At 69.4% G+C, this 13,400-nt stretch carries 10 protein-coding genes; 6 read left to right on the forward strand and 4 right to left on the reverse strand.

Features of this window, described 5'->3' with window-relative positions; all coding sequences use genetic code 11:
• Window positions 1-9: 9 nt before the first annotated feature.
• The 3 genes from HNQ09_RS14550 to HNQ09_RS14560 all read right to left on the reverse strand — a co-directional run bounded on the left by HNQ09_RS14550 (window position 10) and on the right by HNQ09_RS14560 (window position 4,249).
• Complete coding sequence (locus HNQ09_RS14550) at window positions 10-957, reverse strand: carbohydrate ABC transporter permease (RefSeq protein WP_184030743.1); 948 nt, start codon at window positions 955-957, stop codon at window positions 10-12.
• Window positions 958-1,063: 106 nt separating this feature from the next.
• Window positions 1,064-2,326, reverse strand: a complete 1,263-nt coding sequence (locus tag HNQ09_RS14555; RefSeq protein WP_184030746.1) for an ABC transporter substrate-binding protein — start codon at window positions 2,324-2,326, stop codon at window positions 1,064-1,066.
• A gap of 132 nt (window positions 2,327-2,458) precedes the next feature.
• A complete protein-coding gene (locus tag HNQ09_RS14560; protein ID WP_184030748.1) occupies window positions 2,459-4,249 on the reverse strand; it encodes an ATP-binding protein in 1,791 nt (596 codons plus the stop codon).
• A 403-nt stretch (window positions 4,250-4,652) separates the two neighbouring features.
• On the opposite strand from HNQ09_RS14560, the gene rpoD reads away from it, so the two are divergent.
• The 5 genes from rpoD to HNQ09_RS14585 all read left to right on the forward strand — a co-directional run bounded on the left by rpoD (window position 4,653) and on the right by HNQ09_RS14585 (window position 10,403).
• Window positions 4,653-6,332: an RNA polymerase sigma factor RpoD gene (rpoD, locus tag HNQ09_RS14565; RefSeq protein WP_184030750.1), complete on the forward strand. Its 1,680-nt coding sequence runs from the start codon at window positions 4,653-4,655 to the stop codon at window positions 6,330-6,332.
• Between the two features lie 107 nt (window positions 6,333-6,439).
• Entirely contained in the window at window positions 6,440-7,927 is a 1,488-nt protein-coding gene (locus tag HNQ09_RS14570) for a DUF4129 domain-containing protein (RefSeq protein ID WP_184030752.1), read from the forward strand.
• A gap of 38 nt (window positions 7,928-7,965) precedes the next feature.
• Window positions 7,966-8,931, forward strand: a complete 966-nt coding sequence (locus HNQ09_RS14575; protein WP_221269874.1) for an AAA family ATPase — start codon at window positions 7,966-7,968, stop codon at window positions 8,929-8,931.
• A 38-nt stretch (window positions 8,932-8,969) separates the two neighbouring features.
• Window positions 8,970-10,064, forward strand: coding sequence for a DUF58 domain-containing protein (locus HNQ09_RS14580; RefSeq protein ID WP_246363389.1), 1,095 nt, complete (start codon window positions 8,970-8,972; stop codon window positions 10,062-10,064).
• Window positions 10,065-10,145: 81 nt separating this feature from the next.
• Window positions 10,146-10,403: an M-like protein gene (locus HNQ09_RS14585; protein ID WP_184030755.1), complete on the forward strand. Its 258-nt coding sequence runs from the start codon at window positions 10,146-10,148 to the stop codon at window positions 10,401-10,403.
• Between the two features lie 88 nt (window positions 10,404-10,491).
• On the opposite strand, the gene mnmE is transcribed toward HNQ09_RS14585, so the two are convergent.
• A complete protein-coding gene (mnmE, locus tag HNQ09_RS14590) occupies window positions 10,492-11,811 on the reverse strand; it encodes a tRNA uridine-5-carboxymethylaminomethyl(34) synthesis GTPase MnmE (RefSeq protein WP_184030757.1) in 1,320 nt (439 codons plus the stop codon).
• Between the two features lie 449 nt (window positions 11,812-12,260).
• Here mnmE and HNQ09_RS14595 point away from each other — a divergent pair, with 449 nt between their 5' ends.
• On the forward strand, window positions 12,261-13,274 hold the full coding sequence (locus tag HNQ09_RS14595; protein WP_484482068.1) for a YopA family protein: 1,014 nt from the start codon (window positions 12,261-12,263) through the stop codon (window positions 13,272-13,274).
• Window positions 13,275-13,400 lie beyond the last annotated feature (126 nt).

A 13,400-nucleotide genomic window follows, 5' to 3' on the forward strand; every position in this document is an offset into this window, starting at 1 on the left:
ACGCCCCTTTCAGTCGAACTTCACGCGCAGGCTGGTCACGTAGATCGCCGTGAAGACCATGATGATCAGAAAGATCAAGACGCTGATCGCGCTCCCGAACCCGAACTGCGAGTTCAGAATCAGCTCCTGGCGGGCATAGATGCTCATGGTGATCGTCTCCGGGGCGTTCCCTTTCACGATAAAGGGCATGTCGAAGACCCGCAGCGCGTCCAGCGTGCGGAAGATCAAGGCGACCAGGAGGGCCGGGGTCAGCAGCGGCAGGGTCAGCCGCCAGAACTGCGTCCAGGGCGAGGCGCCGTCCACGTCGGCGGCCTCGTACATGTCGCTGGGAATGGTCTGGAGGCCCGCCAGCAGCAGCAGCGCCATGAAGGGTGTGGTTTTCCACACGTCCACCGCCACCAGCGCGGCCAGCGCCGTGTCGGGGTTGCTCAGAAAGGACTCGCCCGCTTGCAGCAGGCCCAGGTTGCGGCCCCACTGCGACAGGATGCCGAACGAATCGTTGTACATCCAGTTCCACATCTGCGCGCTGACCACGGTGGGAATCGCCCACGGCACCAGAATGGCGGTGCGCAGCAGCCCCCGGCCCCGGATCTTGGAGTTGATGATCAAGGCGAAGGCCAGCCCCAGCACGGTTTCGAGCAGCACGCTGCCCACCGTGAACTTGACCGTGTTCCACACCGACTGCCACCACTCGGGAATCTGGAGCACGCCCAGCCCCACGCCGTCTTCGGTCGTGAACCAGTAGTTGCCCAGGCCGATCCATTTGGGCGCCGGGTCCTGCAAGATGTTGTACTCGGTAAACGACAGGTAGATGGTCCGCAGCAGCGGATACCCGGCCACGGCCGCCAGCACCAGCAGCATGGGGATCAGCAGCAACAGGGCCACGCGGGTGCGGCTGGCCTGCAGGCCGCGCGTGCGCCGGGCGGCGGGCCGGGCGGAAGTGGGCGTGGTGGTCATGGCAAAGGCCTCCAGGAAGCAGAAGAACGAAAAGTGCCCCTTCTGACAGGGGCACTCGGGCGGGGCGGGGCCACGCGGGAGAGAGCGGCGCGGCCCCCGCAGCGCTTTACCAGCCGCGACCCTTGATGCGGTTGAGCTGGCCTTCGAGGGTCTTGAGGGCCGGGCCAGGGGCGCTCTTCTTGGTCAGCACGCTGTAGACGGCGGTGCTGAAGGCGTCACTGACCTGGTTGTACTTGCTGCCCGTGACCGTGGCGGGGCGCGCCACCGCGTTGGTGAACACGTCGTACAGGCTGCCGAAGAAGGGCACGGCCTTGAGGACCGCCGGGTCCTTGTAGAGCGACGCGATGGTGGGGTTGTAGCTCGCCTCGATGGCGCGGCGCTTTTGCTCCTGCACGCTGGTGAGGTACTGCACCAGCGAGGCGGCTTCCTTGGGGTTCTTGGAGTAGGCGTTCACCGCGAGCTGCCAGCCGCCCAGCGTCGCGGCGGGCTTGCCGCCGGGGCCTGCGGGCAGCGCGGCCACGCCGACCTTGCCGCGAATCGGGCTGCCCTGGTCCTGCGCCAGCGAGTAGGCGTAGGGCCAGTTGCGCATGAACGCGGAGTTGCCCGCCTGCCAGACGTTGCGCGCCTCTTCCTCGCCGTAGGTCGTCACGGCGCTGGGGGAGACGGTGCCGACCAGGCCCTGGATCGCCTGAAGTGCCTGCACGGCTTTGGCGTTGTTGATGGTGACCTTGCCCGAGCTGTCCACGATGCTGCCGCCGCCGAAGCTGGAGACCCATTCCAGCGCGTCGCAGGTCAGGCCCTCGTAGTTCTTGCCCTGGAAGACAAAGCCCACGAAACGGGGGTTGCTCTTGCGCTCGCCCGCCTGGATTTTTTGCGCCATGGTGGCGAGTTCGTTCCAGGTTTTGGGCGCGGCGTTGTAGCCGTACTTTTTCAGCAGATCGGTGCGGTAGTACAGCACGCCCGCGTCGGTGAAAAAGGGCATCCCGACCAGCTTGCCGCCAATCGTGTTGTTCTGCACGATGGCCGGGAAGTGGCGGTTGACCTCGGCGGCGGGGATGTACTTCTTGAGGTCGAGCAGGTGCTGGCCGACCAGGCCGGGCCAGACCACGTCGATCATGTACACGTCCACGTCGGCCGAGCGCGCGCCCAGCTGCTGCTGGTACAGGGCGAGGCGCTGGTCGGTCTCCTTGGGCACCTGCACCAGCCGGACCGTGTTGCCCGTCTGCTTGGCCCAGGCGTTGGCGCCCTTCTGGCACTCGTCGTAGCCTTGCCCGACGCTGTCGCAGGCAAAGGTCAGGGTCACGGCGCTGCTCTGGCTGGCCGCCGCGAACAGAAGAGAGAGGCTGAGCGTGGTCAAGACTGTTTTCATGAATCCCCCTGGGTGCCTGTCCCCGCCTGCCGGTCAGCCCAGCGCCGCGAGAGGCGCGCGTTCACGGAAGCGGTTCCAGATCACGGTCCACCTTGTAAGTATGAAAAAGGCTACACCGGGCAGGGGGGGGTGTCAATGCGCGCCGCCCGCGCCCGTGCCCAGCTCGTAGGCGGCGTCGCGGGTGCCGCTGCCGCGTTTGACGAGGTGACCTTCCAACACCAGGCGCCGCAGCACCCGCCAGGCCTGCTGGGTGTTCAGGCCGCAGGTGGCGCGCAGGTCCACGTTGCGGACCCGCCCCCGTTCGCGGGCCAGCGCCAGCGCGACCGCCCGGATCTCGGCGGGCGTGGGGCCGCTGGGGTCGCGCGCCGGGCGAGGGGGCGGGGGCGCCGGAGGCTGAGCCTTTGCGGCCGGGGCCGCCCCGGCGGGGGAGACGGGCGCAAAATTGGGATCGCCGGTAGGCTCCGGCCAGGACTTGCTCGGCTCCGGCTTCCCCAGCTCTGGTTTCCCCAGCGCCCGGCGCACCTCCCCGGCGAGCTGGTAGGCGATGCCGCGCCCCAGGCCCGCTTTCACGATCAGGCCGTGGTCTTCCATGCCGCGCAGGAGCCGGGGCGTGCGGTCCTCGGCGAGTTGCAGGGCGCGGGCGAGATGGGCGCGGGTGGCTTCGCCCTCGCGCGCCAGCAGCGAGAGCACGATCAGCATGTCGAGGGAGAGGGTCTGCATCTCCTCTTGCTTGCGGGCCACGAAGCGCACGAAGTCGGCGTCGAAGCCCGGCGAGTGCAGGATCAGGGTCACCGCGTCGGGGTAGGTCGTGTACTCGGGCGGTTCCTTGCCGTGCCGCAGCATCAGCCCGTACATCTTGTCCACGCCGACCCCCGCGCGCTCGACCAGGCCCAGCCGGGCCAGCACCTCGGCCAGCAGCGGATTGCGGCGCTTGGGCTGGTGGCGCAGGATGTTGCCCGGCGTGATCCCGCCCGGCAGCCCGCCGGGATTCATGATCTCCAGCCGGTCGGGGTAGTGGTGGACATGCACGGCGTCGCGCAGGGTGTAGTCGCGGTGGGTCAGGGCGTTGAGCAGGGCCTCGCGGTACACGGCCTCGTCCTGATCCCAGACCTCGATGCGGAACAGGCCCACCTGCACGGGCGTGAAGCGGTTCCTGGCCTGGATCAGCTCGGCCAGCCGGGTCAGCAGCGCCGGGATGGGCCTCAGCAGGTCCTCGCGAAACTGGAACTCCACGTCCCCCGCCGCGTGGTGGTAAAAGCACAGCTCGGCCTGCGGGACATGCGCGCGCAGGGCCGCCGGGGTCCCGGCCAGCAGGATCGCCGCCAGCGTGGGCCGCAGCGCTCCCCCGCTGGGCACCAGCAGGCCCAGTTCGCGCAGGAAGTCGAGGTCCGGCAGGTGCGAGAGGCCCCCGCGCTGCCCCAGCCCGCGCAGCCGGGCGACCTCGTGGGGATCGAGGTCGGCCAGCGAGGCGTCGGGAGGCACGACCGCCGTGTAGTCGGGCTGCGGAGCGGGGTCGCTGGCGGCGGGCGCGACGGGCACGAGGTGCAGGCCGTCCCAGGCGAGCACCGCCCCGTCGGGCGCGGCGAGGACATAGGGGGCCTGCGGCACGAACACCGCCAGCACCCGCGTGCCCCCCGGCTGGCGCCAGTGCTGCACGTTCACGGTGAGCCGCCCGCCCGACAGCTCGAAAATCGCGTGGGTGACCATCAGGGGGTGCAGCTCGCCCGCGTCGCGCTCGCCGCTGCCCAGGGACTTGGAAGCGTCGCCGCCCACCAGCAGGGTGCCGCCCCGCGCGTTGGCCAGCCCCACCGCGTAGCGCGCCAGGTCCTGCGGGGTCACGTCCAGCGGCAGATGCACGCACGAAGGCCCCGGCGGGGGCAGCACGCCCAGCGGAGAGATGGCGTCGGGGGAAGGCAGCGTCACAGCCGGGGAGTATACCGGGAGGGCGTGCCGGGGGGCCACGTTCCGGAGACCCCCGCTGGAGCCTTCCGGTGCGCCAGCGGGCCGGGCGCCCACCCGGCGGGAACTTTCCGGCGGGAACTTTCGCTGGCCGGACGGCGTACCTGTCTTTCCCCCGCCCTCTCCCCCGGCGCCCGGGGGCGGTGGCCGCGCGCCGCAGCGCCGCGAGGGTGCCGCGCGCTCAAATCGCGCAGGGGTCTTTGCTAGAGTGACGCGTTCCGGCCCCGGCGCGCGCCTCTCTCCCTTGGTCCGGCCCCCCCCTGTCCGAGCCTTCGCCGTATCCGATCTTCAGAACCTCCCGGTACCCCAGCCCCCCGCCCACGGCCCCACCCGGCCCCAGAGCGCCCACACCGCCACAGGAGCACGCATGGCAGAACCCACCCGAGCACGCGCCCGCAGCAAGGCTTCCGCGCCCAGCGCCGCCGTCACGGCCGAGGCGCCGCCATCCGGCGAGGCCCCGGCCGACAAGATCAAGACCCCCGCCCAGCCCCGCACCCGCAGCAAGGCGGTCCCGGCAGGCACCCCGGACGCCCAGGCGGCAGGCGGCGCGGCGGCCAAGCCCAAGGCGGCCCCCAAAGCCAAGGCCCCCAAGCTGGCCCCGGCGGAAGACGCCGCCTTCCTGGACGCGGCGACAGACGGCGCCGGCGCCGCGCCCAAGAAGACGGCGGCCCGCAAGGCGCCCGCCAAGGCGGCGGTCCCCGCCGAGACGGCCCCCGCTGGACCGGCCGAAGCCCCGGCTGCCGCGCCCGCACGCAAGGCGGCAGCTCCGGCCAGGGCAGGCGCGGCCAAACCCGCCGCCAAGGCGAACGGCACCGCCGACCGCCCCTACTACGCGCACGCCAGCATCCAGGAACTGCTCAAGGCGGGCAAGGCGGCGGGCGTGCTTTCCAGCGAGGAGGTCGCCGCCGCGCTCTCGGCCGCGCTGGAAGCTGCGGGCCTGGACCCCGAGAGCGCCGAGGCCTTTGAGGACATGCAGCTCTACCTCGCCGCCCAGCAGATCGAGGTGCAAGACCTCGACGAGGACGAGGACGACGACACCGAGGAGGAGACCGAGGGGGGCACGGCGCCGGGCGCCGCCGCGCAGGAGGACGACGAGGAGAAATACTTCGACGACATGCCGCGCGCCGTGTCCAACGACCCCGTGCGGCAGTACCTCCACGAGATCGGCCGGGTGCCGCTGCTGACCCTGGAAGAGGAGATCGCGCTCGCCCGCCGCATCGAGGAGGGCGAGGAAGCCCGCAAGAACCTCGACGAGGCCAGCGACGACCTCGACGACCGCGGCCGCCGCCGCCTGATGCGCCAGATGGAAGACGGCGCCGCCGCCCGCCAGGGGCTGATCGAGGCCAACCTGCGCCTCGTGGTGTCCATCGCCAAGAAGTACACCGGGCGCGGCTTGGGTTTTCTCGACCTGATCCAGGAGGGCAACCAGGGCCTGATTCGCGCGGTCGAGAAGTTCGAGTACCGCCGCCGCTACAAGTTCAGCACGTACGCGACGTGGTGGATTCGTCAGGCGATCAACCGCGCGATTGCCGACCAGGCCCGGACCATCCGTATTCCGGTCCACATGGTCGAGACCATCAACAAGCTGACCCGCACCGCCCGGCAGCTTCAGCAGGAACTCTCGCGCGAGGCCACCTACGAGGAGATCGCCGAGGCGATGGGTCCCGGCTGGGACGCCAACAAGGTCGAGGAAGTGCAGAAGGTCTCGCAGGAGCCGGTGTCGCTGGAAACCCCCATCGGCGACGAGAAGGACTCCTTCTACGGCGACTTCATCCCCGACGAGAACCTCGACTCGCCCGTGGACAATGCCGCCAAGACGCTGCTCTCGGAGGAACTGGAAAAGGCCCTCTCCAAGCTCACCGAGCGCGAGGCGATGGTCCTGAAGTTCCGCAAGGGGCTGGTGGACGGCCGCGAGCACACGCTGGAGGAGGTCGGCCAGCGCTTCAACGTGACCCGCGAGCGCATCCGCCAGATCGAGAACAAGGCGCTGCGCAAGCTCAAGTACCACGAGAGCCGCACCCGCAAGCTGCGCGACTTCCTCGACTGACCCCCTCGCCCTGCACCCCCGTCCCCGTGGCGGGGGTGTTTTGCCGTGTGCCGGGAATGCAGGGTTGCTGCGGCCAGGGCTGCGCTAGGCTGAGCGGCATCGAGACCGTGACCCCCGCCTCCCCGACCCCCACGCGGCGGCCCTGGCGCCCGGACCGCTCGTGGCTGCTGCTGGCTGCGCCGCTGGTGGCGGTGTCCTGGCTGCCGTGGTGGGCGGTGCTGGGCCTCTTGGTGGCCCTGACGCTGACCCACCACGAGGGCGAGGCCCGGCTGGTGCGGGTGCCGCTGCTGCTGCTGGGAGGCGGCCTGGGCCTCGCGCTGCTGCTGCCGGACCTGCGGGGAGCCGGGGGAGCCGTGATCTTCGTCTGGACCTTTGCGCGGGTGATCGCGGGGACGCTGCTGGTGTACTGGAGCGTGTCCCTGCTGGAGGGAGGCAACCGCAGGTGGGGCGCGGCCGGGCTGGCGGCGCTGCTGCTGCCCGGCGCCCTGCTGCCTGGGGCGCTCTCCCCGCTGGGTCTGGCGGCGGGTGTGCTCGCGCTGGTTCTCACGCTGCTGGGCGCGGTGGGGCGCGAGAACAGCCCTGCCCGGCGGCTGGGGGGCGGCGGGCGGGCGGGGCTGGCCGTGACGGGCGCGGCCGCCGCAGTGGGGGCGCTGCTGGGCCTCGCTGCCCTTTCCTGGGCGGCCCCGGCTCCGGCGGCTGGGGTGGCGTCTGCCCCGGCCGCCCCGGCGGCGCAGCAGGACCGCCCACCGGGGACAGACCCCGGTGGGCGAGAGGGCGAGTCGGCGGGCGCCGGGCGCGGCGAGCGGCCCCGGCCGAGCGCCCCCGCGCCGCCGGGGGACCTCCGTGACGTGCTGCCCGGCTCGGAGTACTCGCTACTGGGCGCCGCGCTCCTGATCGGGGCGCTGCTTTTCACCACCTGGCGTCTGCGGGAGCGGGGGGCGCGGGGGCGGAGGGCCGTTCGCTGGTGGGAGGTGGCGGCCGTGCTGGGGCTGGGGCTGACGGCGGTCTTGCTGCTGCTGTTCGGCCTCGCGGTGCGCTCTGGGGCAGGGGCCGCCGGAGGGCCGGGCGGCGGGGTGGCGGTGGGCGCGGGCGGGCCGCTGGTGCCCGCCGCTTCCCCCGCCGTGAGCGCGCTGCCGCCGCTGTGGCGCGGGACGCTCACGGCGCTGAATCTGCTAGCGCTGGCCTTTTTTACCCTGCTGGCCCTGGGGGTGCTGTGGACCGGCCTGCGTGCCCGCCGCGCCGCCGCACAGGCCGGAGTGCTGGCCCCCGGCCTCCTCCCGGCGGAGCCGCCGGGGGCGCTGCACCGCGTCCGCCTGGCCTACCGCGCCGCGCAGGGGAGTCTGGCGGCGGCGGGGTTGGGCCGCGCTTTTTCCGAGACGCCCGCCGAGCACGCCGCCCGCGCGGCCCTCACGCGGCCGGACCTCGCCCCTGCGCTGGACACCCTGGTCGCCGCCTACGCCCCGGTGCGCTACGGGGGCCGCGTGACCGACGAGGACGCCGAGAAAGCCGAGGCCGCCGCCCGCGAGATCGGCCGCCTGGGCGCGGGCCGCCCTCCCGCCCCCCCTCCCTCCTTCCCCGAAAGCGAGACCCCGTGACCCCATCCTCCTCTGCACCTGATCTCCCCCCGCCCGACCTGTCGGCCGTTCAGCGCTTCGCCCAGGCGGTCGAGACCAACGTGGCCCGCGTGCTGGTGGGCAAATCGGACGTGACCCGCCTGAGCCTCGCCGGGATTCTGGCGGGAGGCCACCTGCTGCTCGAAGACGCCCCCGGCACCGGCAAGACCATGCTGGCCCGCGCGCTGGCCGCCAGCCTGGGCCTGGACTTCCGGCGGGTGCAGTTCACGCCCGACCTGCTGCCGGGTGACGTGACGGGGGTGAGCGTGTACCGCCCGGCCACCGGCGAGTTCGAGTTCGTGCCCGGCCCGGTCTTCACCGGGCTGCTGCTCGCCGACGAGATCAACCGCGCCACCCCCAAGACCCAGTCGGCGCTGCTGGAGGCGATGGGGGAGGGGCAGGTCACCGAGTCGGGCGTCACGCACCGCCTGGCCCCGCCCTTCGTGGTGATCGCCACCCAGAATCCCATCGAGCACGAGGGGACCTACCGCCTGCCCGAAGCGCAGCTCGACCGCTTTCTGCTCAAGCTCTCGGTGGGCTACCCCACGCTGGACGAGGAGGTGCAGATGCTCGCCCGGCTCCAGGGCGCCCACCCCATCGAGACGCTGACGGCGGTCGCCGCGCCCGGGGACCTGCTGGCGGCGCGGGCGGCGGTGCGCGGGGTGCGCGTCTCGGACGACCTGCGGCGCTACATGGCGGGCCTGGGGGCGCGGACGCGCTCGCACGGGCAGGTCGCGCTGGGAGCCGGGCCGCGCGCCAGCCTCGCCCTCCAGGGGGTGGCGCAGGCGCTGGCGGCGCTGTCGGGGCGGGCTTTCGTGATTCCCGACGACGTGAAGGCCGCCGCCCCCGGCGTGCTGGCCCACCGCCTCAACCTGCGCATCGAGGCGCGGCTGGCCGGAACGCCCCCCGAGAGCGTGGTGGCCGAGGTGCTGCGCCAGGAGCCGGTGCCCGCCGACCCCGCCGCGCTCGCCGGGACCCCCCTCTGAACGGGGCCGGTCTGAACCTCGCGGCCCTGGGGTTGGTGCTGGCCGCCCTGCTGCTTCTGGTCGGGCTGGCCTGGCTGCTGTCGCGCCGCCCGCCAGAGGTGCGGCTGACCCGCACCTTTGCGCCCCAGGGGTTCGAGGGGACCCGCCTTGCGTACCACGTCCGCCTCGAGATCCGCACCCGGCGCCCCCTGCGGGTGACCGTGGAGGACCCCACGCCGCTCACGGTCGTCTCCAGCGAGGTGCTGACGGTGGGCGGGCTGACGCTGGGGCGCACGGTTACCGAACTTGACGGCTCCCTGCTGCTCAACCGCCGGGGCGAGCACGCCTGGCCGGGCGGCACGCTGCGCTGGGCCGATCCGCTGGGGCTGTTCTGGCGCTCGGCGCCGCTGGGCGTGCCCGGCTCCCTGGAGGTCTACCCCGGCACGCACGGGCTGGTGCTGCCCGATCTGCTGCGCCCGCTGCTCAGCGAGGGGACTCTGTCGCGCACACTGGGCCTGGAAGACCCCATCAGCCTGCGCGGGGCGCGGCCCTACCTGCCGGGCGACCCGCCGGGCCGGGTCCACTGGCGGCTCTCGGCGCGCACGGGGTCTCTCACCGTGCGCGAACTCGACCGCACCGCCGCGAGCAGCGTGACCGTCTTTCTGGACCTCCAGGGCAGCGAGGTCTACGTGGACAGCGCCGTGCGGCTGGCGAGCAGTCTGGTGCAGGAAGCGCTGGCGCTCGACCTCCCGGTCAGCGTGGCGACCCGGGCGGGCGCCACCCCCACGGGCCGCACCCCGGAAGCCCTGCGCGCCGCCCTGAGCCTGCTGGCCCGCGCCCAGCCCGAGGCCCGGCCGGAAGTCCCGCTGATGCCCCCCACCCGCGCGGGCGGCAACCTGATCGTGCTGACCCAGGCGGCCGGCCCCGCCCTGGTCGAGCAGGCGATGCGGGCGCGGGCCTCGGCCAGCCGGGTGGTGATCGTGGCGATTCCCGATGGCTTTTACCTCGAATCCGGCGAGACGCCCCGGCGCCAGTGGGTCGGGGCGCCGCAGACGGTGCGCGACCTGGAGCGCCGGGCGGGCATCCTGGCGGGGGCGGGCGTGCTGGTGTTCGTGCTGCGCGGCAACCAGAGCGTGCTGCGGCTGGGGGCCTGAAGCGCCCGCCTGGCCCGGCCAGGAACCAAGCCTAAAGGGACGCTCACGCCGCGCCTGAAAGGCCCCTGCTAGCGTAGGGCCATGACCCAGCGTGACGATCACACCGACGTGCCCAGGACCGAGGACGAGATCAGCAACGTGGACCTGCAATTCATGGGCCGCACCGACGAGCGCCGCGACGCCCTCAAGGACGCCCGCGCCGAGGCCCGCAACGCCGACGAGTTCGAGGAACGTGGCCTCGACAAGCAGGACGTGGCCTCGCAGGGCAGCATGATCGCCAGCGACCCCGCCAGCACCATCCCCGGCGACGAGACCTCCGAGGACACCGGGCAGGGCTGACCCCTCTCCCCGCTGCTGCGCCGCGCGCCCCCCCTCTTCCCCGGAGAGAGGGGCGCCTTTGCTGGCGGTGGAAGCTGGCCGCTGGCCGCTACTTCCCCACGCAGAAGTTGCGGAACACCGCGTCCACCACGTCCTCTGCCACGTCGCGGCCAGTCAGCTCGGCCAGGGCGCGCAGGGCTTCTTCCAGCTCGTACCCGGCCAGGTCGTCGGGAAGGAAGCGGGCGGCTTGCAGGTGCGCCAGCGCCCGCCGCGCCGCGTCCACCTGCCGCTCGGTGGTGAGCCACGCCTCGCCGCGCGCCGCGTCGCCGAGCAGGGCCGCGTGCAGGGCTTCCCGCAACCCGGGCAGGCCCTCCCCGGTCACCGCGCTCACCGCCAGCGTGGTGGGGTCGGTCCACGCGGCGGGGAGGTCGCTCTTGGTCCGCACCCGCAACACCCGTGCCTGCGGCGGCAACTCGGCGGGCAGCGCCTCACGCTCCACGCTGCCGTCCTCCAGCGCGAGCACCAGATCGGCCCCCCCGGCGAGGCGCACCGCCTGCCGCACCCCGGCCGCCTCGACCTCGTCCGCTGTCTCGCGCAGGCCCGCCGTGTCCACCAGGGTCACGGGCACGCCCGCCAGCGAGAGCTGCGCTTCCAGGTAGTCGCGGGTGGTGCCGGGCAGGGGCGTCACGATGGAGCGCTCGTAGCCCAGCAGCGCGTTGAGCAGGCTGCTCTTGCCCGCGTTGGGGCGGCCGATCAGGGCCAGCCGCGCGCCCCGGGTGGCGACCTGCCCGGCGCGGGCGGTGCCCAGCAGGGCCGTCAGCTCGGCCTCGGCGGCGGCCAGGGGGACGGCGCGGTCCTCGTCGGGCACGCCCTCTTCGGGGTAGTCGAGCAAGGCCTGAATCGCGGCCAGCGTGCGGGTGACGTGCGAGGCGACCCGCTCCACCCGCGCCCCCAGCGCCCCCGACAGCCCCAGCGCCGCCTGCCGCCGCGCCGTGTCGGTGCCCGCGCTGACCAGTTCCAGCACCGCCTCGGCCTGCGCGAGGTCCAGCCGCCCGGCCAGGTAGGCGCGCAGGGTGAACTCGCCGGGCCGGGCAGGGCGCGCGCCCAGTTCCAGTACCCGCGAGAGCACCCGCGAAAGCACCGCCGGGCTGCCGTGCGTCTGGAGTTCGGCCACGTCCTCGCCGGTGTAGGAGCGGGGCGCGCGGAAGACCAAGCACAGCCCCTCGTCGAGCAGCTCGCCGTCCCCGGCCACCAGCGCCCCGGACAGGAAGCGGCCCCCCCGGGTGCGGCTCGGTGTGCCCCGGCCCCGGAACACGCCGTCCGCGATGCTCAGCGCATCCGGCCCGCTCACCCGCACGATCCCCACCCCCGCGCTGCCGGGAGCGGTGGCGATGGCGGCGATGGTGTCGGAAAGGCCGGTGCGGGTCACGGGGGAGAGGGTAGCAGGGATTATGCTTCACTGCATCGAGAGCTTTGCTGGAGGTATATATGCTACTTGAAAAACAGGATCAAGATTCCGGGGACATCGTTCTATGGCAAGGGTTTGGGTCACTATACTCAAACAGTCAATGGAAGACTGTCAGTGTAATTATCTATCAGACGTGGGATTACGGTGGACACATAAGGTTGTTCATAGAAACAGAAGAGGGAATTCTTGACAACATCAGAGATTTTTTCATACATATCCATGATCTTAAATTTTATAGGATAGTACATTCGGCTATGCATTCAGTCTACAAAAGTAAAAAAGGCTATGCAATAAATTTGGAAGGATTGCCAAAGATCTTTGGCTCTGGCTTGAATATTGAATTCACGTCGACAACTATGGATGTTGGAGATAAAGAAGACTTAACGATGAGTTATGCTGAATTCTATTAAATTAACTTCCCGCATGTTTTTAATAATGATTTTGAGACTGATGATGAGGGAAACTCGGTGTTATACCATAGAGGTTTCGAATTGCTCGCTGACGATTGGCATATAACTTTTAGGACCGACAGAGAATATTATGGTGGTTCAAGTGGAATGCCTGACAACGGATACGTGGTGACACACATAGGACGCGTCACAAAACGAGACGGGGAAGTCTTCCGCCCTTTTGAAGCGCAGAAGATATTAGGTATCGTTAGAAGCTGGTTCACTATACTACGAGGAGCTTGGGTGACAGCTCTGCCTGTTGGGTTTAACAGTGAAGGTGTTAAAGTATGGATTGACTTTAAGCAAGAGAGGGTGCAAAAACTACTTAGACACGAGGAGATTTTAATAGATTACAATTTTGAAACTTGGAGTTCTATGTTTCTGCGCTTTCGTGATTTATATAGTGAAGATGATTATAGGTCTACAATTGAGACGGCAGTAGACTGGTATGTTGAAGCTAGAAAGCCTGACAGACCACCGACATCCGCAATAATCCATGTACATCTCGCACTAGAGGTCCTATCTTGGTCGATATTAGTTAAACACAGCGGTATGGTGAGTGCAGACGGATATTCTAACATGCCCTCGTATGACAGAATTCGACTCCTTTTATTTTGGGTTGGTATTAAAAATGATGTTCCCTCCTCCTTATATAATCTGATAGAATACTTGAAAGACGAGGCTAAATCTTCGGGGCACTCAGGGAAATTAAAGGAAGGAAAAACTAAAAAGGGCGGAGCAGAAATAATATCTGAGACTCGAAACAGAATTATGCATCCCAACGGGAGGGGTGACCCGCGTAATCTAGATGTCTCTGTGGCCTATTCGATTATAGCTTTAGGTCTATGGTATATAGAACTCACGTTCTTAAAGCTACTCGACTACGAAGGTAAATACTACAATCGTCTTCCCCCAGAGGAGATTGACCCCGAGGGTGATCCTATTTATAAGGATGTGCCTTGGGTCAAAAACTAATCTCAAGTAATTTGTGGGTTAACACTAGCCTCTCTCTAGGGGTCAAAAGTGGCAAGGCAATCGGGGAAGGCCCTTCCAGTGCTGCGTTTCGAGTTGCTGAGCACGGCACGAAGGGCATCAAGGCCG

This window comes from Deinococcus budaensis, assembly GCF_014201885.1.
Lineage (GTDB): Bacteria > Deinococcota > Deinococci > Deinococcales > Deinococcaceae > Deinococcus > Deinococcus budaensis.

What these genes read in the sequence shown, in the direction of transcription:
- HNQ09_RS14555 (WP_184030746.1), bottom strand. Translation starts at nt 2,326, where the DNA reads ATGAAAACAGTCTTGACCACGCTCAGCCTCTCTCTTCTGTTCGCGGCG.
- rpoD (WP_184030750.1), top strand. Translation starts at nt 4,653, where the DNA reads ATGGCAGAACCCACCCGAGCACGCGCCCGCAGCAAGGCTTCCGCGCCC.
- HNQ09_RS14585 (WP_184030755.1), top strand. Translation starts at nt 10,146, where the DNA reads ATGACCCAGCGTGACGATCACACCGACGTGCCCAGGACCGAGGACGAG.
- HNQ09_RS14550 (WP_184030743.1), bottom strand. Translation starts at nt 957, where the DNA reads ATGACCACCACGCCCACTTCCGCCCGGCCCGCCGCCCGGCGCACGCGC.